The sequence below is a fragment of the Helicovermis profundi genome (assembly GCF_033097505.1).
Classification (GTDB): domain Bacteria; phylum Bacillota; class Clostridia; order Peptostreptococcales; family Acidaminobacteraceae; genus Helicovermis; species Helicovermis profundi.
In genome coordinates, this window is record NZ_AP028654.1 from 2,925,539 (window position 1) to 2,945,943 (window position 20,405).

Annotated in this window: 17 protein-coding genes; 1 reads left to right on the plus strand and 16 read right to left on the minus strand. The window is 28.3% G+C overall.

Annotated features, from left to right (window positions below; all coding sequences use genetic code 11):
* Positions 1 to 25 precede the first annotated feature (25 nt).
* The 16 genes from AACH12_RS13385 to AACH12_RS13460 all read right to left on the minus strand — a co-directional run bounded on the left by AACH12_RS13385 (position 26) and on the right by AACH12_RS13460 (position 19,819).
* The gene (locus AACH12_RS13385; RefSeq protein ID WP_338535188.1) at positions 26 to 1,735 is read right to left on the minus strand and encodes an IS1634 family transposase; all 1,710 of its coding nucleotides are present in this window, start codon (positions 1,733 to 1,735) and stop codon (positions 26 to 28) included.
* Positions 1,736 to 2,274: 539 nt separating this feature from the next.
* Positions 2,275 to 2,739, minus strand: a complete 465-nt coding sequence (locus AACH12_RS13390; RefSeq protein WP_338535880.1) for a COG2426 family protein — start codon at positions 2,737 to 2,739, stop codon at positions 2,275 to 2,277.
* A gap of 122 nt (positions 2,740 to 2,861) precedes the next feature.
* Positions 2,862 to 4,259 (minus strand): alanine/glycine:cation symporter family protein, encoded by a 1,398-nt coding sequence (locus AACH12_RS13395; protein WP_338535881.1) that lies wholly within the window; start codon positions 4,257 to 4,259, stop codon positions 2,862 to 2,864.
* 972 nt (positions 4,260 to 5,231) lie between these two features.
* Positions 5,232 to 6,392 (minus strand): TolC family protein, encoded by a 1,161-nt coding sequence (locus tag AACH12_RS13400; protein ID WP_338535882.1) that lies wholly within the window; start codon positions 6,390 to 6,392, stop codon positions 5,232 to 5,234.
* Entirely contained in the window at positions 6,392 to 7,657 is a 1,266-nt protein-coding gene (locus AACH12_RS13405) for a TolC family protein (protein ID WP_338535883.1), read from the minus strand. The genes AACH12_RS13400 and AACH12_RS13405 overlap by 1 nt, the downstream gene beginning before the upstream one ends.
* A 230-nt stretch (positions 7,658 to 7,887) precedes the next feature.
* The gene (locus AACH12_RS13410; protein ID WP_338535884.1) at positions 7,888 to 10,788 is read right to left on the minus strand and encodes an Ig-like domain-containing protein; all 2,901 of its coding nucleotides are present in this window, start codon (positions 10,786 to 10,788) and stop codon (positions 7,888 to 7,890) included.
* 256 nt (positions 10,789 to 11,044) lie between these two features.
* A complete protein-coding gene (locus AACH12_RS13415; protein WP_338535885.1) occupies positions 11,045 to 11,605 on the minus strand; it encodes a MarR family winged helix-turn-helix transcriptional regulator in 561 nt (186 codons plus the stop codon).
* 3 nt (positions 11,606 to 11,608) lie between these two features.
* The gene (locus AACH12_RS13420) at positions 11,609 to 12,715 is read right to left on the minus strand and encodes an ABC transporter permease (protein ID WP_338535886.1); all 1,107 of its coding nucleotides are present in this window, start codon (positions 12,713 to 12,715) and stop codon (positions 11,609 to 11,611) included.
* On the minus strand, positions 12,705 to 13,823 hold the full coding sequence (locus AACH12_RS13425; RefSeq protein ID WP_338535887.1) for an ABC transporter permease: 1,119 nt from the start codon (positions 13,821 to 13,823) through the stop codon (positions 12,705 to 12,707). Before AACH12_RS13425 ends, AACH12_RS13420 begins: the two co-directional genes overlap by 11 nt.
* Positions 13,824 to 13,833: 10 nt before the next feature.
* The gene (locus tag AACH12_RS13430) at positions 13,834 to 14,910 is read right to left on the minus strand and encodes an HlyD family secretion protein (protein ID WP_338535888.1); all 1,077 of its coding nucleotides are present in this window, start codon (positions 14,908 to 14,910) and stop codon (positions 13,834 to 13,836) included.
* A 633-nt stretch (positions 14,911 to 15,543) separates the two neighbouring features.
* On the minus strand, positions 15,544 to 15,885 hold the full coding sequence (locus tag AACH12_RS13435) for a hypothetical protein (RefSeq protein WP_338535889.1): 342 nt from the start codon (positions 15,883 to 15,885) through the stop codon (positions 15,544 to 15,546).
* Positions 15,878 to 16,387, minus strand: a complete 510-nt coding sequence (locus AACH12_RS13440) for a DUF6036 family nucleotidyltransferase (RefSeq protein WP_338535890.1) — start codon at positions 16,385 to 16,387, stop codon at positions 15,878 to 15,880. The genes AACH12_RS13435 and AACH12_RS13440 overlap by 8 nt, the downstream gene beginning before the upstream one ends.
* Positions 16,388 to 16,445: 58 nt before the next feature.
* Positions 16,446 to 16,883: a YaiI/YqxD family protein gene (locus tag AACH12_RS13445; protein WP_338535891.1), complete on the minus strand. Its 438-nt coding sequence runs from the start codon at positions 16,881 to 16,883 to the stop codon at positions 16,446 to 16,448.
* Between the two features lie 49 nt (positions 16,884 to 16,932).
* The gene (locus tag AACH12_RS13450) at positions 16,933 to 17,556 is read right to left on the minus strand and encodes an EF-hand domain-containing protein (protein WP_338535892.1); all 624 of its coding nucleotides are present in this window, start codon (positions 17,554 to 17,556) and stop codon (positions 16,933 to 16,935) included.
* A 116-nt stretch (positions 17,557 to 17,672) separates the two neighbouring features.
* Positions 17,673 to 19,073 carry a sensor histidine kinase gene (locus AACH12_RS13455; RefSeq protein WP_338535893.1) on the minus strand — a complete coding sequence of 467 codons (1,401 nt, stop codon included), beginning with the start codon at positions 19,071 to 19,073 and terminating at the stop codon, positions 17,673 to 17,675.
* 71 nt (positions 19,074 to 19,144) lie between these two features.
* Positions 19,145 to 19,819, minus strand: coding sequence for a response regulator transcription factor (locus tag AACH12_RS13460; protein WP_338535894.1), 675 nt, complete (start codon positions 19,817 to 19,819; stop codon positions 19,145 to 19,147).
* A gap of 290 nt (positions 19,820 to 20,109) precedes the next feature.
* Between AACH12_RS13460 and AACH12_RS13465 the strand changes: the two genes are divergently transcribed.
* On the plus strand, positions 20,110 to 20,349 hold the full coding sequence (locus tag AACH12_RS13465) for a hypothetical protein (RefSeq protein ID WP_338535895.1): 240 nt from the start codon (positions 20,110 to 20,112) through the stop codon (positions 20,347 to 20,349).
* Positions 20,350 to 20,405 lie beyond the last annotated feature (56 nt).

Here is a 20,405-nt window from a genome sequence, read left to right on the forward strand (position 1 = left end):
TACGTTTTATTGTAGTGTTTTGAGCCTATTTTTTAGTTTCTGAAATATTTTTTTTGATTTGTTGTAACGTTCTTATCTTTGTTGAAAAATCAACGTTTGTAGCTAATCCAATATCTTGTAAAACTTCATCATAATAATCAAATAAATAATAGTTTTGATCGACGTTTGTACAACTACATTTTTTTAGACTATTAATAATTCTGGTAATGCTATATTTCCCATTTAGTTTATATTCAAGTATTCTAGCTATGACTAATGCAATGAAGCAAGTTAGAAAATGCGCTTTTATGTGTTTTTCAGTTGATACAAACACAGGTCTTGATTCTAAGTCGCTTTTAGTAACCTTAAATGATTCTTCTATCTTCCATAAACCGCGATAAATTTCAATGATATCACTAGCTGATTTTTCATACTCGCTTGTCACTAGAACATAGTAACCATCAAGTTCTTCTTGATCTTTGATTTTTTTTTTGTCCAGAATAAGTGCCGTTGAATCTGCAATTTCTCCCGTTTCTTTTACAAAAGTAAGATTCTTAACATAGCCTGCAGCACCGTGAGATGTAGAGCGATTATAACTAGAAGGAGATTTAATAAGTTTTTCTGCCTTTTCTATGGCTTTTGCTCTCTCGTGTCTAGCTTTTTTTGCGTATTTTTCACTGTAAAATACAACTTGCTTTACATCAATTGGTTTCTTTTTCTTTTTACCTGATGCCATAGTTACATTTATTTCTGTAGGATATAAACGTGATTTCCACTTGTAGTCAGATCCAAGCCATTCGAATCCTTCATCATTTTTGATATAGTTTTTAAGTTCTGCATTAGCGCCTCTTGCTGTTTGACTAAAGACAAATCCATCATTTGCTGAAAGAGTATAATTAATATTGTCACCTGTATTCATACCTTTATCTGCAACAACTATTACTTTACCTAAATCAAATTCTTTTTTCATACGAGAAAACGTTGGTCTATACGTTAAACAGTCATTAGTATTTCCAGCGTAAAGATCGTAAGTAATAGGAATACCATTGGTATCCATAAATAAACCCATTTGAACAATTGGATTAGGGCGGTGTTCTTTAGAAACACCTTTGCGTCTAAAATCATCGGTTTTATCTGACTCAAAATAGTAATTGGTTACATCGTAATAAACAAGATTGGTATCTCTACTGTAGTTCTCTTTGATACGATCATTTATCCAAAGTTGTAGTTCATTACTTTTTTCGTTGAAAAAACTTAATGAGCGGTAAACATCGTCTAAAGAATAGTTTGTTTTTTCAAAGAACATATCTCTATTGTCGTATGCTTGCTTTTTTGAACCCGGCTCTAATAGTCTTGAGTTTATAAGTAACTTCATAATGTGATTAGTATTTGCTTCAATCTTGGTAGAACGTTGTCTGTTTATTAAAAACTTATCTATCTCAAGAGTGTGATAGATAGAACTCAATGCAGCATAGCCAAAGTTTTTACGGTTATTGGTACCAATAGAAAGTTTTTCAGATGATTTGTATTTAACCAATACATCTATTTCTTTAACTGAACTTTCATGGTTCATTTCTTTCACGATATTTTCAAAGTGTTCTATTGGATCAGTATAATCTTTATATAGTTCATCTAAATATCCAAGTGACTGAATTGTTCTAGATCTAGGTTTTTTAGTTTCTTTATCTCTATAGCTTTCAACAATAGAAAGGTAAGTTCGACCAGATTTCTTTTGTTTAATTTTTCTAAGATACATATTATCACTCCTTTTACTGTATATACTTATTATATCATAAAACTACTTAAATCTACAGTAATACGAAAGAAAAGTAAAATAAAAAAGTCTAAACCAATTCGATCTAGATAGGTTTAGACTTAACTATATATAATTTGCTGCAAAACTAGGGCTATACATTTATTATATACGACATTAAATTGTATTTATTTTATATATAGCTATTTAATATTTTATTAAAAAAACGTGACATTTAGCAGTTTTTGTCGTATTATATATTATAAGAGGTTTATAAAGCCATAGATATATTATATGTAACACTTTATAATATTTTTTCGAAAGCACCACAATTTATTTGTAATATTTTATACTTTATTCTAATTTATGGTTGTTTTTCATTTAGCTTTAAGATACAATATTATTATTAAGTTGTAATTTACTCATAACTTAATTATTTTTCCCAGATATACCTTATTGTGTGAATCAAAAAAGAAAAAAACTGATTTTTGTAATCAGTTTTTTTCTTTTTATTATTTATATTATTTAATTTTAAAAAATTATTAGTTAGAAAAAGCTAACAATGTAAAACCGTTTACTATTGTAAATACAATAATACCCGCTGTTAAAACACCAAGAACTATTGCTAAAAGAGCGTTTTTAAATTTAATATTTAAAATTCCAGCAGCAACAATACCCGTATATGCTCCCGTAGTCGGTATAGGAAGTGCTACTAATACGTAAAGACCAAGCAGTTCATACTTTTTAAAATTTTTCACTTTCTTAAGTGCCCTATTTTCAAATCTTTCAATTAATTCTCCAAAAAACTTATATTTCCTTAAATAAGTAAATAAGGGTTTCGTTATTATTAGTAAAATTGGTACAATTGACATATTTGCAATCACACTTAGAATAGTAGCATTTAAGGGAGTCATACCCAAACCCACTCCAACAGGAATAGCTCCTCTAAGTTCTGAAATCGGCATCACAGAAAGTGCAATTACATATAGATAGTTTATTAAAGTCATATCCTCATCCTTTATATTATATTTTATCATTACTATTATATCAAAAAAAATAAAGAATTATACCATAGTACGGTATAATTCTTTAAAAAAAAATATGTTTTTTCGGAAAACCTTTTTACATATTAGCTAACTTTTTCTTCGTCTTTTGAGAAATGCTCTTTCTCGTAATCTCTAGCCATTTTAAATATAACCGGACTTAGAGTGATAAGAGCAATAAGGTTCGGAATAGCCATAAGTCCATTGAATGCATCTGAAAGATTCCAAACAATACCTATTGAAGCTACAGAACCAATAAATACGAATACTGGCCATGCATACTTATAAAAGTATTTAACAAATTTAACTCCAAAGATATATTCAGCACATTTAGATCCATAATAATACCATCCAAGAATTGTAGAAAATGCGAAGAATATAAGTCCAAATGCAACTATAAATCCACCAAATCCACCAAGTCCTGTTGTAAATGCTTGAGTTGTAAGAGCAGCTCCACTTAAACCATCTTTAATAGTCATAAGACCACTTTGAGGATCAAGTTTAACTAATCCAGAAACCAATATAACTAATGCTGTCATAGTACAAACAATTAATGTATCAATAAATGATCCTAAAGAACCAATTATACCTTGTCTTACTGGATCATTATTTTTTGAAGCTGCATGAGCAATTGGAGCTGATCCAAGACCTGCTTCATTTGAGAATACACCTCTTGCAACACCAAATCTAATAACACTACCAAGAAGTCCACCAGCTACTGCATGTGAATTAAAGGCATTTGAAAATATCATTCCAAAAGCTGAAGGAAGCATTGAAGCATTTGCGAATAAAACGATTAATGCACCTATTACATAAATTGCAGCCATTAGAGGTACAACTTTTTCTGTAAATCTACCAATCGATTTAATACCACCAATAATTACTGCTGCAGTTGCAACTGCAAGTACTACTCCAGTTATAACTGGACTAACACCAAAACTAGACTCTACAGCTTGTGCAACTGAATTCGCCTGAACCATGTTACCAATACCAAATGATGCAATAAAGCCAAATATTGCAAATGCAAGACCAAGCCAAGCAAAATTAATACCGAATCTTTCTGTCATACCATATTTAATATAGTACATTGGTCCACCAGATTTTTCACCATCTTCATTTGTAACTCTATACTTAATAGCAAGTAATGCTTCACCAAATTTTGTAGCTCCACCAAACGCTGCTGTAACCCACATCCAGAAAACCGCTCCTGGTCCACCAGCTGCAATCGCACCCGCAACACCAGCAATATTACCTGTACCAATTGTAGCGGCAAGTGATGTCATTAGTGCCTGAAACGGTGTAATATCTCCTTCACCAACTTCTTCTTTAGAAAATAATAATTTAAATGCATAACCTAATCTTCTAAATTGAATAAATTTTAAACCTGTTGATAATAAAATACCCGTACCAACTAAAAAAACAATCATTAATGGTCCCCATGCAAAACTACCTAAAGCACCAACCCAACTGTTAATTTGCTCCATAAAAATATTCCCCCTTATAATTTTAGAGAATATATTAAAATATTTATAAAAAAAATAATAATACCATACAAATAAATGCTTGAATGCAATTAATTAATAATAACAAAACCAACATATACGAATAATTATAAATATTTTTCTTAATATATTCATCTATTTGTTACAATTATATATTTTTTTTAATATTCAGTCAATTAAATATTTCTTTTGCTTAACATTTATAAGATGTGTTTTGCAATTGTTAATATTTTTTCATACATTTTTATGTAATTAGTATACAAATAAATTAATATGGCTTTTGTTGTGAACTTTACGAAATATGATTATAGCTTATTATAAGTCGATTTTCGTTAAGGATACTTCAATAATGATTATAAAATTGATACAAAAATAAAAATCGATATAAAAAAAAGTTCCAAAGGCAAATTCAGCCTTAAGTCTCTTTTTTTTTATATCAATTTTTATCCGTTTTGTCTTTATTCAAGTTTTTTGCTTACCATATATTTGCTTATGGTTATAATCTCGTTTAGCTAAAGCTAAACATTGTGGAATATTATGAATAATTTTAAATCGATATAAAAAAACGCTCCAAAGGCAAATTCAGCCTTGAGTCTCTTTTTTTTATATCGATTTTTATCCGTTTTGTCTTTATTCAAGTTTTTTGCTTACCATATATTTGCTTATGGTTATAATCTCGCTTAGCTAAAGCTAAACATTGTGGAATCTTATGAATAATTTTAAATCGATATAAAAAAACGTTCCAATGGCAAATTCAGCCTTGAGTCTCTTTTTTTTTATATCGATTTTTATCCATTTTATCTTTATTCAAGTTTTTTGCTTACCATATATTTGCTTATGGTTATAATCTCGTTTAGCTAAAGCTAAACATCGTGGAATTTAATGATTAATTTTGAATCTTAGCTTAAAAAAAACGCTACGAAGCTTGATTTCGCTTCGTGCGTTTTTTAGTTTTTACTTATTAAAATATGAAATATAATTATTAAAACTATCTACTGATTTAAACAGTGCTAATTTGCTATCATTTAAAGTATCTGTGCTTACTTTAATTGCATCTATTGTTTTTGTATAATCAAGGTATGTTGCTAAACCATATTCATATTTTAGCTTCATTGTTTTATACGTTCTTGTAGCTAATTCTAATCTAAGCTCATTAATCTTAACTGTGGCTTCATTGTTCATTATTGTATTGTAATCTGATCTTAGTTTCAATTCTTCTGCTATTTTTGCATCTTCTAAGTCTTGTGTTAAATCTTCAACTGCATTTTCAAGATCTTCGTAGCTATCTGGTTTTTCATATCTTGAATACTTATCAACTGTCGTTTTTTCAAGTTCTTTTAGCATTAAATCATTTTTTGCTTTTACTACATTTTTACTGTTTTCTTTTGCTTTTACAGAAAGTGACTCAATATCATACGATGGAACACTAGCATCTATTTTATAAACTCCGCTTAATGTAAATTTTGTACTTAAATCATATCCAGTAATTCTTGCAAGTTCCATTTGAGAAAGTTCAATTGCAAGATTTGCTTTTTTTACTTCTAGTAAATTTTGATCTCTTGTACTTTCAAATACTTTTAAATCACTTTCCGTTATTAATCCAAGATCAAATTTCTTTTTATTTTGCTCATAAGTTGTAACAGATGTATTATAGTTTGTTTTAATAGTAGTTAAATTATTAAGTTTATTATCTAAATCTGTATATGCAGCAACAACGTCCTGTCTTAAGGCATTTTCTAAATCTTTTTTATCATCTTTTAAATCATTTAATTTTCTCTTATCCTGTGCTGGGTAAAGATCTTTTATCTTACCATTTTCAAGATAGGCTGCGTCAGTTCCAAGGCTATTTAATTTTGTTGAGTCTGCCTTACTAATATCAGAATTAAGTTTTCTAGTAGCTATCAAAATCTTTCTATCAATAGTAGCAATTGAATAGCTATTTTTAACAGCCATTTCAAGAGCTTTGTCAAAATTAATTTCTACATTTTTGCTAATATTTGCGCTAATTAACACTGGAGTAACATTATTGTCTGCAAATGAAATGCTCATCATAGATAATATAAGCATACCCATTAAAACTATTGAAACTATTTTTTTATTCATAACTTTATTCATTAAAATGCTCCTTTCTGGATATACGAACTACCATGTTTTTCGCTTGCACCCTCTAATTTATATATAGCATTAACATATTTTCTAATTGCAGATTTAAATCCTACTTCAATCATATTATATTTGTAATTAAGTCTATTATAATCAATCTCTGTCATTAGTCCTTTTTCAAACATTAGTTTTGAATTGCTCAAGTTTTTTCTCTCAGTCACAAAAGTTTCTTTTTGATTTAAGTAATTTTGTCTTAAAGTTATTAAATCAGTATAGCCCGTATATATATCCATTTTTACAATATTTTTTGCGTTTTCAAGAGAATCTTCACTTCGAAGAACATTAAGTCTTGCATTTACTCTATCAGTTAAAAGCTCATTTGATAAATACTCTTTAATAATGTTCTCTTCTCTTACATATTGATTTAAATCAAAATTTGCATTTGCAATTTCATCTCTATTTTTAAGCGCTTTATCGTAGTATCCTTCAAAAGAATCAAAACTTTCATTTGGAATTGATAAGAGTTCACTTGTTAAATTAATCTTACTATTTAAATCTACTCCAATTAACTTTTTAATATTCATCTCAAGAGTATCTTTATTTCTAATATCACTATCAAGTTCCATCTTTTGAATTTGTAAGTTTAATTTACTAGTAATATATTGATCTTCTGAAATTAAACCTTTTTCATATTTTAATGTATCTGCGTCAAAACTTTTAACCATTGTATTATAATAATCTTCTTTAGCATTAATTAAACCAGTTAAATCTAAATCATTAATATATAAACTTCTCAGTGAAGTCTCAATAATTGGTGCAATTTCTTCTTTTTGATTTTTTGCCTTTTGAATTCCTGTCCAAGCGGCGTAATGAAGAAAATCTCTGGTTTTAATAAAGTTATCAAGCATCTCTTGACCTGTATATACTGGAGGTGTTTTTCCAAGTGCAGCTTGATACTTAGTAAGAATATAAGCTTCTGTTGGACTAAGTGTTTCATTGTCCTTGTACTTTTTGTCATATAATTTTTTATATGCATCAATTGTATCTAGTGCATCTTGAATTTTATTTTTAGCTTCCATAGCCAAATTTTCTTGATCCCATGCATTATCAATCCCGTCTTGCACCTTTTTAGCATTTCTGTCATGTTCCACTGCTAATTCTACAGCTTTTTTAAGACTTACATCAGTAGTCTTAACCACATTATCCTCAGCAAAACTTGCAGCGAATGTCATCACAAGTAAACTAAGCAATAATATAGAGGATATTAAACGTTTCATCTTATCACTCCTAAAATCAATTTTTGATACGTATCTATATTTGTCTGTATTTTCACATTAATATAGAACACTATATTTCTATTATAAAACAATTTAATTAAGTAAATATTAATCAATTATTAAATATCTATTAAATGATTTCTAAAAACTACTACAGATACCTAAAAATAAAGACTAATTGTACACTCATAATTCATTTACTAATATTTTAATCTAACATACTATGTTAGTTACTTAATATTATTTATTATTTTCATTGCCAAGACAATAGCTTGCTCTCTCGATGCATTTCCTAAAGGATTAAATTTATTTGATCCAACTCCAGAAAAGACTTTATATTCTTTAGAGAGTTTATCTATAGACTCTTTTGCCCATGAAGACATTTTATCTTCATCATCAAAAGAAGTATTTTCACTACCCAATGACTCTTTATCGAGTTCTTTACCAGAAGCTTTCAAAACCTTATCAAGCATAAGAGCCATTTCTTGCCTTGTAATAGTCTGCTTTGGTGAAAACTTTCTAAAGTCAGTACCATTTACAATACCTAACTGATATGCGTAAGTAACAAATTTATTATCTGTATCCGTAAAATAGTTGTTGTATATTGTTTTTAATTTTTTTCCTGTTAAATTTTGATACAAATTTACAGCAATCTCTGCAAATTCTTCTCTCGTTATGTCTTTTCTAAAATTATTAAGGATACCAACATATTCAATTTTTTCAGAAAATTCATCTACATTTACAAGAGCCCAATCACTTGGAATATCACTTGCTAATTTTCCTTTATAAGCTAAAAGAATACTATCTTTTTTTTCTTTTAAATCAGCCTCTTCTTTTAGCTTTTGCTCTTCTTCAAGCTTCTGTCTAAGTTCTTCCTGAGTTTTTTTGATCTCATCTGTTGCTGAAGTATCAGAAGTAGATACAACTTTTCCAAGTTCATCGTAAATAATTATAGATTTAACTGTATCATCGAAATTTACTCTCATATTATCTTCTTTAGCCGAATCGTTTGAAACAACTTTGAGCTTTACATAGCCTACAATGTAACCATAGAGTTTATTGTCTTTTATTTCGACAATTTTAAGAGAATTCCCATCTCTATCAGTTAAAACTTGACTACCATAATTAACTCTTACGTAATCGCCAGACGATTTATCTAAAAAATAATTAATAACTATTAATCTAATTCTTTTCTTTTGAAGACTCTCTAATAGCTCATTCATACTCGAGCTTCTTCCCTGAATTTTTTTCTCTAATTCATCAATTGTTTTTTCTTCGTATGCTTTTTCAATCTTTAAAAATTCTTTTGTTATATAAGTTTCTTCGATTGTCAAATCAATATTTCTATTTATAACATCTTTATAATCATATAAAACATCATCATTTAATTCAAAACTTACGTTTGGCTGAAACTCTGAACTTAATCCTATAGTAACTTGACTTTGAAGTTTTATTTTTTTTAACATAGGTTCGACTTCAAAACTAACCGTATCTGTAAGTTCACTGTCATCCGAGGTCATTGTTATTTTTGCCCTACCATTTTTTAAAACCTTAAAATTTCCTAAAGTATCTATACTAATTATAGAATTATCATCTGATTTCCACTTTACTGTATCTAGTATAACCTTGCTAGAATTTGAAGATGACTTTAATATAGGTTTAAGCTGACCCGTTTGTCCTAAATATACTTCATACCTATTGTATTTTTCATGAAGAAATCCAGTATCAATTTTTGCACTCTTTATTGTAGATTCTGAAAAAATATTAACTTCATCAGTTAATCCATTAGCAGTAGTCACTCTAATTCTAGAGGCACCTTCATGAGTTGGTATAAAATAATCTACACCATTTTCACTAGTAATTTTATAGCCTAAACTACTAAGAACACTTACTTTTACATTATTTTCGCTTACACTTATTGGATTAATTTCAAACTTAACAGGTACTTTTTCACCAACTAAAACTCTTGTTGGCATATTAATCAGTTTAATACTTTTAGGATAAGTTTTTTTAGCAGTTATAACTTTCGGCGTTGTAACTTTTGAATCTATTATACAGTAATCACTGTAAAGACCATCTACAGTAGTAGCATCTATTCTAACCAATCCACTTTTTAATGCGGTAACTATTCCATTGTTATCAACACTTGCTATTGAAGTATCTGACGATTTATAAGTGACACCTTTTTCAATTGGAATAATATTTTCATATTTTGGAATTAACTTAAATGTAAGCATAAAACTTTTGTTGTTATCGTTAAGTTCTATTTTTTTATCATTTAATACAATTCCTTTAAGTAACGATTTAACAAAAATATGAATTGTATCTTGCTTTTCACCATCTACAGAAATCGCCCTAATATATGCATTACCATCTTTTAATGCCTTTAAAGTACCATTACTGTTGTCTTTTACCGATACAATAGCACTGTCAAAACTACTCCAATTTAAATCTTTAAGCATAGCCGATGCTGGCTCTATCTTAAAAGGAACTGTAAATTCTTCGCCGACATACACAGTTTTTTCCTTATCCAAAATATCAACCTTTGTAACCATACTTGATACATCAACTGTTATATAATCTCTTTTTCCACCATCAACTGATGTTACTAATATACTAACGCTTCCTTCTTTTAAACCCTTAACTCTTCCCTCAGAATCCACAGATGCAATTTCAGGGCTAGTTGATAAAAAAGTTACCTTTGTATTAGCAGGAATTCTTAAATTTTCCGATTTTACTATTTCATATTCAACAACAAAATCTTCACCTACAAAAATTTTTTTATTAGGAGTTTTTATCTTTATAGATTTAATAGTTGATTTAACATTGACTAAAACATACGCTTCCTTAATATGAGTTCCAGTATTAACAGTTGCTTTAATCTCTGCACTACCTTGACCCTTTGCAACTATCGTACCACTGCTATCCACTGTGGCTACATTAGTATCACTGCTTTTCCATAATATATCACTCGAATTAATTTCATCACTTCCATCAAATAATTTTGAATTAAGTTTGATGCTTTCCCCAACATATAAGTCAAGTGAAGAAGAAGATGCAAATGATATTGATAAAAAAACTACTATAAATATAGAAACTAACATTGCTGCAATTATTTTTTTTGTACTCAAGTAAATCCCTCCTAAGAAAATATCTTAAATACATTATAACAAATTAATAACAATTAAAATTTACAATTATATTAATTTATTACAAATCAACAATTATATAAAGAACTCTAAAAAAGCCCTGATTATGTTTTCTAAGATTCAGCGGGAGTAAAAACTCCCTCTGAATCTTAGAAATTCATTTATTACAAATTGATAAATATGAACGCATTCATAATTGAATACATTCATATTATGCTTTTAATTAGGCAATGTCAAATTATTTTTTCTTTTTAAATATTTGTTTATTTTCTTGAATAACATTTTCAATATCTTTTACACTCTGATATTCTGTAGTGTATTCATTTACTATATTTGTTTGAATTTTAACCAATAAATTATTCAAAAGATTTTTTTCTTCATCACTTAAACAACTCACCATTTTTTCACTGAAATCCATATATAAATATTTTACTTCATCAAAAATACCTCGTCCTTTATCAGTTAAATGTGCTTTTATTGATCTTTTATCTTTTTTATTATTGCGTCTTTCTACAATTCCTTCTTTTTCCATTCTCTTAATCAAAGTAGTAATATTCGCCCGACTCACAAGCATTTTTCTACCTATTTCAATAAGAGGTATTCCATCTTCTTTTTCACTTAAAAGTAATATAACTAAAAATTTCGGTTCAGAAATATTGTATTTATTGTATACGTTATCGTATACAAGTCGCATTATCTCGACTGTTCTAGAAATATTAAGAAGTGTTTTTCCTGAAGAAAATTCAATAAAAGAATACGCATTAAGATACTTATCAATGTCCGCACTTAAATTTTTCATAATTTAAAGCTCCTCCTGAACCTTATCTCTAGCTATTCTCTTAGATAATAAAGTTCCAATACCAAACCAAACTATTCCAAAAACAAATAACTCAGCAAGGTTCAAAGTAAAACCAACTGGAAAGACTCCTTTAATAATAAAATCTCTAAGTGGTGAAACCATATATATTAAAGGCCATACTCCCTTTAATATTATAACAATAAAATGAGGCATTTTAAACAAGGGCCATACATAACCTGCCGTAAAAAATGATGGAATACTCATCATCATACAAAACTGAGTTGCTACGAGTCGTGTTTTAGCAATGTTTCCAATAACCATAGCTACACCTGTTAAGCACATTAAATAAATCATCGACATAAATGTGGCTGTATAAATATTTCCAAGTACATTTATATGAAGAACTTTTATTAGTAAATTAAGACTAATGAAAAACGCTAATCCTGAAACAATAATATGAACAAAGGCTTTTGCAAAAACGTTTTCTTTATTTTTTATATAGTTAAGTGTAAAAACCGACAAAAACAATTGCTGAATAAGCACAAGTATAATCCCTGGCATTACATAATACTTATAAGAAAGTTTTGGATCCCAAAGTACTCTTGTAGTAATATTAAAAATATTAGCATAGTTATTAGCTAATTTTTCAGGAACTTTTTTATCATCTTCTAAGAATTTTACAGTTATATCTTTATTAATAGAAGAAATAATTTTAGTCCCCGTTGCCATTGCATTATTTCCAATAGCTATATTAGTTCCGTCAACTAGAAGACCTAGAGCTTCGCCTTTTTTATTATTTATATTTTTTTCAAAATTTGGCGGAATAAATAATCCTGTATATACTTTTTTACTATCTACTAAATTTTTTAATTCATCCATATTTTTTACATAATACAAAACATCATACCTATCATTATTATCAAATTCTCTAACAACATTTCTAGATAAATTAGAATTATCTAAATCAAGAACTGCCATAGAAACATCATTTAAATAATCATTAGAATATACAAGGCCAAAGAATAATGTGAAGAAAAGTGGTCCAAGTATTAAAAATACTATATTTTTTGGAACAGAAAAAAATTTCTTTATTTCAATTTTAAGACTCATAAGAAATTTCCTCCTTATCTTTTAATTTAATCTCAATTCCAAATGAACTAAATAATACTATTAATCCAAATGAAACAATTGATATAATTGCTAATACACTAATATCTTGATTGAATGTGTTCGAACTACCACGAAGCATCAAATCTCTAAGAGTTTCACCATAATGTGTATAGGGCATATAGTATGCTAATTTCTGATAAAACTGTGGCATTGAAGAAAGCGGCCAAGTGTAGCCAGAAAGAATTGAACTTGGAATAAACCAAATAGCTGCAACTTGCGACGCCAATACCCTATTATTAATTACTGCCGAAATAAACTGACTAACTAATGTAACTGATAATGAAAAAACAAATGTTAGAAGCATTATACTCGGTACATTAGCTACTAATGGAACTTTAAAAAATCTAACTTGAATAAATATAATCGTTATCATCGCAACAAATCCTGCTATTGTATAAAAAGCAATATTTTCAAATAGATTTTTATACATATCTTTACCTTTTTTTGCAATAAAAGCTACTGAGGCTGTCATTGCAATACCAATTTGAACAAGTGCAGTCATAAAACCCGGAAGAAGAAAATTAACATAATTTCTTGTAGGATTTCCAAGCAAGCGTACATTAGTTTCAATTGGTCTAGCAGTGTTAAGAGCGACACTAGAAGGCATACTAAATTTTCCTTCAAATGAACTTATCATCGCTCCTGTTTTTATTGTAAGAAGTATCTCACTCGATCGTATTTTTGTAAATGATGCACTTGAAAGCTGACTACCATCAATAACTGTCATAAGCTTTGGCCTTTTCATATCTTTAAGATCTTTTGTAAAGTTTTTCGGAATAACTAATCCATAAAGAATTTTACCCTCTTTCATAAGTTCTTCTACTTCTTCTGGGCTTGATGCATAATACTTAAGACCAAATGTTTCATTATTATCAAAACTATTTACTATAGTTCTTGTTAAAGAAGTATTATCACCAATATAAACACCCATTGGAATTTCTTTTAGCTGTTTATCATTCATTATAAAAAGCGTTAGAACGTTTACAAGTATCGGAAGAAAAAGTATTAAGATAAGAGACACTTTATATTTTTTTATTTTTTCTCTCATATTATACTCCTTATTTAGAAATATCTACAATCGCAGTCATTCCTGGTCTAAATAATTCCTCATCATTATTAATTTTAATCTTTACACCATATGAAACTAAATCAAATTCACCATTTTCATTGCTCGCTTTTTTAACAGCATAATCAGCTTTTTTATTAATTCTAACAACTTTCCCTACAATTTTTTTATCTTTATAAGCTAAAGTTTTAATTTTTACTTCATCTCCAACTTTAAATTTAGAAAGATACGTTTCATCAATTTCAATATCAACCCACATATCTTTTAAATCTGTAATAGTTGCAATATTCATACCAGTTGAAGCCATTTCGCCTTCACTTGAATTAAGTAAAGTAACAGTTCCACTAAGAGGAGAAACTATTGCAGCGTCAGTTAAATACGTTTCAACTTCTTTTATACCAGCAAGTGCTTGTGCATATTTATCTTCCGATGCAGCAATATTACTACTAGCAGCAGCTACCATTGCTCTTGCAGCAGTTACTTGACCACTTGCAGCAATAATATCTTCGTTTCTTGCACCATCTTTAGCCATTTTATAATCTTCATACGCCACATTCATTTTAGTTTCAATCTCATCTACCTTAGATTTAGAAACGCCACCTTTTTTGTAAACTGCACTTAATCTATCATAAGTAGTTTTTAAATAATCATAAGCAGCTTTTGCCTTTGAAACAGTTTCACCTCTTGCGCCATTCTTTGCTTTTCTTAAAACAGCTTCAGCAGCATCAAGTTGACCATTAGCAGCTTGGTACTGAGCCTTAGCAGCTTCAACACCATTCTCTGCAGCCTTAGAAAGTGCAACTAAGCCCTCTTTCTTTGCCATAATATCCTTAGCATCGATAACTGCAATCGGATCACCTTTTTTAACAATCTCTCCTTCACTAACTTTAATCTGAGAAATTCTACCTGGAACTTTTGTATTAATATCTACATCATTAGCTTCAATGTAACCCTGAAATAAATTCTCATCATTTAAAGTAGTTTTTGAATTATTAACACTAGAAAAACCCACTAGCATTACAAGAGCAATTACAACTACACTAACCATAGTAACCATTTTTTTATTCATTTTGTCATCTCCTTAAAATCATAATATTCATTTATTTATCATTGCAAGGATAAGTATAAACTCAAAAACTATTTTTGTAAATATGTTTACTAAATTGTTAATAGAAAGTTCACATTTGTAAACATATTTACAATGCGAACTTTTTTAAAAAAAACAACTTTATTTTTTATCTTTTCAAGGTAGATAAAAACCCAATAAAACGCAGCGCCTTAAGGCTGGTCTTGCCTTTGAAGCGAAGTTTTATTGGGTTTTTATCCTTTCGAAGCGAAGTTTTACTTGTCATTTAATAATCTAACTAAGACACTACCTTTCATCTTTTCAAGGTAAATAAAAAATAAAATAAAACGTAGCGCCGGGGGGCTGGTCTTGCCTTCGAAGCGAAGTTTTACTTGTCATTTAATATAAATGCTAAGACCATATCTTTCATATTTTCAAGGCAGATAAAAAATAAAATAAAACGTAGCGCCTTAAGGCTGGTCTTGCCTTCGAAGCGAAGTTTTACTTGTCATTTAATATAAATGCTAAGACCATATCTTTCATATTTTCAAGGCAGATAAAAAATAAAATAAAACGTAGCGCCTTAAGGCTGGTCTTGCCTTCGAAGCGAAGTTTTACTTTATTTTTTATCTTTTATCAATTCCAATAACTTAATCTCAAAAATGAATCTACAATTTTAACTTGTTCATTAAAACTTTCATCACTTAATATTCCATATTTTTTCCCATATATGCCTCTCGATTCAAGTGTCCATAAAAAACATTTAAAATTATCATATTTCTCTATATTATTACTTAATCTCCAAACGAAATCTTCAAGTTTTTTATATCTATCAGTTTCTAAATTTTTTTCTTTTTTAAGCATATTTATGTCTATAAGCAATTCAAAAGGCTTCATCACAAGATACCTATAACTCTCTTTATCATCTATAAAGTCCAAAACAAATTTTTCATAGCTTTCTTTCACTATTCTAAACATTATATTTCTCCTTAAAAATCAATAAGTTGTTTTTAAAAGCTTTCTTTTTGCTTTCAAATAAATCATTCCTATTTAATACTTCATCGATAATAGTAGTTAGTAAATTTTTATCTGCTTTTTTTATCAAAATATCAATATCATCTATATCCTTCTTTGCAAGTCTAATTATTTTACTCACAATTATATCTTCAATAGATAATATATATACATTTAAATATTTAAATTCTTCAAGTTTTAAAGCTCTTTCTTTATATTTAGGAGAAAGCAAAGTAGAAGGATATTCAAGCATATCGAAATCTCTAAGTTGAGCAAATACTTTTCCTAACTTAGAAGAATATTCTAAATCTACAAAATCAAAATCCCTTGTAGCTCTAGCAGTATATTCACCTAAAACACATGCAGATCCACCTAGAAAATATATATCAAACGGTTCAACTTCAAATAGTTCAGCAACTTTTTCCATGTCTCGAATTTTTTCTTGCAATTCAATTTTAATATCCATAATAATCCCTCTTAAGTAAATAGTTATTCTATGTACATTTTACCACGTTTTTCGTTTTTTATATATTTTCAATAAAGCTAACTAATTCACGTCTAAAATTGTCATCTTTTGTTTTTTCTCTTTTCTTAAATTTAGTATAGCTCTTCTTTTTTTTCATTCTCTCTTTTTGACTAATATGTCTTGATTCAAGTATAAGTTCTATATTATCATTTGTAATCCATCTACCATTTTGATTTAGAATTTTACCATCTTTCGCCAGTGCCATCGCTGAAAGTCCATTGTCCTGAGTAATTACTAAATCACCTTTTTCCATGTGATTAACGATATAATAATCAGCTGCATCTCTTGTAACATCAACAGTAACAATTTTAGCATAATCGTCTTCAATTCTTACCGCATGGTTTTTAACAACTACTAGTGGAACACTATGTTTTTTTGCTTCTTCTATAGTAATTTTTACTACAGGACAGCCATCTGCATCTACCCAAATTTTCATAAATACCTCATCTTATTAATATTAAAGTTAAAGAGCAATTATCTTTATTTTATAATGCTAAATCTAAGAGACTTGATATATCAGCATTATTATAAGTATTATTTGATTCATAAGCTTCTAAAGATTTTGAAATAGTACTATCATTTAAAAAAGAAAGTATACTATCTTCTGAATCATTTTGATCAAATAACTTTGTTAAATCTACTTGATTATTCATTCTAAATTTATTTTTTTGACCACCATCCATACTTTTCATCATTTCCTGAGGTGAGGGCAAATTAAAGCCATTTTCGCTAGCAAGTTTCTTTATTTCGTCCGAACTAATACTTCCATCATCATTAGTATCATAAGTATCAAAAATTTGATTAACATCAATAGAGATACCTAAATTCTCAGATGCTTTACTTGCGAAATCACTTACTTCAGTCTCGCTCCAACTACCATTTGAATCTTGGTCAATTTTAGGACCACGTCCCTCTCCTAATCTACCGGCACCGCCTGGTCCACCAGGGCCACCGGGACCACCAGCTCCTTTTGGTCCGCCGTGGCCATTTCTATTACCACTTCCTCTACCCACGCCATCTAAACTTTGCTGATTATTATCAGAAGCACTTAAATTACTAAGGCTTTTAAAACTATACGAGGAATAATTATTAACACTATTAATTGTCAAAAAAATCACCACCCTTCATTTTACTTGATAAGATATTTACAAGGTAATTGCTCTTATCTATATTCTAAAACTAAATTGTGATGGTTTTGTGACGAAAAATAAACGAGTTTCTAAAATTAAATTGTGATGGTAGGAAGTTCTAACCAAAATTCAACACCTTTTTCTATATTATTTACCCCGTATTTTGCCACGTGGTTATCTAAAATTGATTTAACTATAGAAAGTCCAAGTCCACTACCTGAACTTACACGTGTTCTAGATTTATCAACTTTATAGAAGCTGGTCCAAATATTATCAAATTCATTCTCTTCAATATTTTTTCCAAAATTTTTAACTATTATTCTGACTGCATTATCACTTTCTACTTCTCTAATTTCAATTTTTCTATTTTCATCTACATGTTCAATTGCATTATTAATATAATTAATAAGAACTTGTTCAATTTTTGAAAGATCAGCATTAACAAAATAATCTTTAGTAAGATATGAGCTACATTTAATACCTTTTTCTATAAAAATAGTTTGATATTTATCTAAGATTTCTTCAATTAAAATGGTTATATTAAAATTTGTTTTATTTATAATTTTAACATCTGATTCAACTTCTGATATCACTAAAAGGTCTTTAACTAATTTATCCATTCTATCCGCTTCATCAATTGCAATGTCGAGATATTTTTCTTGTTTTTTTATATCATTTACTATATTAAATTTTATACCTTCAAGATGACCTTTGATAAGTCCAATTGGAGTTTTTAGTTCATGTGATACGCTTGAAACAAATAATTTTCTCATATCATCAATATGCTTTTTCTTCTCATTATCTTTTTTTAGAAGCCCATTGGCATCTATTAATTCACTTATTGTTTCATTAAGTTTGTTTGATATGAGATTAATGCTGCTGCCAAGTTCACCTAACTCGTCTTCCGATTTTATTTTATACTTTTTTGTAAAATCAAGATTCGATATACTTTTAGCAATGCCACTAATTTCTATAATTGGTTTAGTAATTTTTTTTGTAAAAAAAAGCAAAAATATATTACCAAGTACTATAGCAATGACTCCTGTAAATGCAAAAAAGTCATTCGAAATATTTGCGTTTTCATTAATTACATTTATAGGCTTTTCAATAACTAAAAATTTATTTTTATCTAATCTTGTAATCATCTGAATTTTTTTATTTCCATATTCAAAATCTTCATCAACTTTATACAAATATTTCTTATTAGTATCTTCTATGTTAGTAATTTGATTTTTAATATCAATTGCAATATTAAGAGGAATTTTTCTTACAATTTTTTCACTACTTAAGTTTGGTCTATTAAAAGAATCATCAACAACCTCTAAATCATTATTAATAATGCTAATATGAACTCCTTTAGATCTATCAATTGATTTTAGGACTGAAGATAAATTATCTGAATCATTATTATAAACATCCCTTATCCTATCAACATTTTCTAAAAATATTTTCTCATTTCTATAAATAAAATATTTCTCAAGAAAAAATGAATTCATAAATAATGAAAATACAATAAAGAATATTAAAAATATACTAAAAATAAAAAACATCTTCACTCTAATCGACTTCATTTTTTCACCTCTAGTTTATAACCAACACTTCTTATAGTCTGAATATATTCACCGTATTTTCCAAATTTTGATCTAATGCTTTTTATATGTGTATCCACTGTTCTAATATCACCATAAAAATCATATCCCCAAACATTGTTTAAAATCTGCTCACGGCTAAGCGCTCTACCTAAATTTTTAACTAAATATAAAATAAACTTATACTCTTTCGGGCTAAATTCTACAATTTTTTCATCAATAATAATTTCATGAGTCTTATCATTAATTGATATACCCTCAAGAAAAACAGTGTTTTGACTAATTTTATTAGTGCGTCTAAGAAGAGAATTCACTCTAGCCATAAAAATCTCGTAACTAAAAGGTTTTGTAATATACTCGTCCGCACCAAGATTTAGTCCATTGATTTCATCCACCTCACCTCCTAAGGCTGTAAGCATTAGAATTGGTACTTTTGAAGTTCTTCTAATTTCTTTACAAACCTCAAAACCGGTAAAATATGGCATCATAACATCTAAAATCACTAAATTAATATCATTTTCATGTAAAAAGAATTCAATTGCTTCTTTACCATCTTTAGCCGTTATTACTTCATATCCTTCTTTAGTTAAAAAATCATAAACTAATTTTCTAAACCTAATTTCATCATCTGCTATTAATATTTTTGTGTTCATGAAAGCTCCTAGGTATATCTTAATATTTATTTCATTATATCATCTTTATTTTACACTAATATTTCATTATTATAATACTTAGAAATCTATACTTGCATAAAAATAATAATAAATTTTTAATCAAACCTCAGTTTTTGATTAACTTTCTTCGATTATATAATATAAATAACCAATAAAGAACAAAACAAATTATATATATACAACAATTAGATTATTATTTAAAACCTTCTGATATTACTAATCAAATATGGGTATAATTAAAGTCAAGAAAGAAATAAGAGGGTGAGAAAATGAACGATTACACTTGTAAAAGATGTGGCAATTTACTCCTTAACGGACAGAAAAATTATTGCACCAAATGCATGGAAAAAAATAAAGTAGACTTAAAAATAATTCGTGAATATCTTGAAAAAAACAAAAATGCTACTCTTATGGAAATTTCAATTGCAACAGGAATTTCAGTAAAGATTATTAATAATCTAATATCTAACAACTCAATTGAAATAGTTAAGGATCCTTATAAATTATAAATTGCCTTAAAAATAAACAAACAGAAATCCTATGTTGTACTCTCAAACATGGGATT

Coding starts and splice junctions, on each gene's coding strand:
- AACH12_RS13435 (WP_338535889.1), bottom strand. CDS start 15,885: ATGTTTAGAATAGTGAAAGAAAGCTATGAAAAATTTGTTTTGGACTTT.
- AACH12_RS13440 (WP_338535890.1), bottom strand. CDS start 16,387: ATGGATATTAAAATTGAATTGCAAGAAAAAATTCGAGACATGGAAAAA.
- AACH12_RS13385 (WP_338535188.1), bottom strand. CDS start 1,735: ATGTATCTTAGAAAAATTAAACAAAAGAAATCTGGTCGAACTTACCTT.
- AACH12_RS13390 (WP_338535880.1), bottom strand. CDS start 2,739: ATGACTTTAATAAACTATCTATATGTAATTGCACTTTCTGTGATGCCG.
- AACH12_RS13415 (WP_338535885.1), bottom strand. CDS start 11,605: ATGAAAAATTTAAGTGCGGACATTGATAAGTATCTTAATGCGTATTCT.
- AACH12_RS13400 (WP_338535882.1), bottom strand. CDS start 6,392: ATGAATAAAGTTATGAATAAAAAAATAGTTTCAATAGTTTTAATGGGT.
- AACH12_RS13425 (WP_338535887.1), bottom strand. CDS start 13,823: ATGAGAGAAAAAATAAAAAAATATAAAGTGTCTCTTATCTTAATACTT.
- AACH12_RS13430 (WP_338535888.1), bottom strand. CDS start 14,910: ATGAATAAAAAAATGGTTACTATGGTTAGTGTAGTTGTAATTGCTCTT.
- AACH12_RS13465 (WP_338535895.1), top strand. CDS start 20,110: ATGAACGATTACACTTGTAAAAGATGTGGCAATTTACTCCTTAACGGA.
- AACH12_RS13420 (WP_338535886.1), bottom strand. CDS start 12,715: ATGAGTCTTAAAATTGAAATAAAGAAATTTTTTTCTGTTCCAAAAAAT.
- AACH12_RS13395 (WP_338535881.1), bottom strand. CDS start 4,259: ATGGAGCAAATTAACAGTTGGGTTGGTGCTTTAGGTAGTTTTGCATGG.
- AACH12_RS13460 (WP_338535894.1), bottom strand. CDS start 19,819: ATGAACACAAAAATATTAATAGCAGATGATGAAATTAGGTTTAGAAAA.
- AACH12_RS13455 (WP_338535893.1), bottom strand. CDS start 19,073: ATGAATTCATTTTTTCTTGAGAAATATTTTATTTATAGAAATGAGAAA.
- AACH12_RS13405 (WP_338535883.1), bottom strand. CDS start 7,657: ATGAAACGTTTAATATCCTCTATATTATTGCTTAGTTTACTTGTGATG.
- AACH12_RS13445 (WP_338535891.1), bottom strand. CDS start 16,883: ATGAAAATTTGGGTAGATGCAGATGGCTGTCCTGTAGTAAAAATTACT.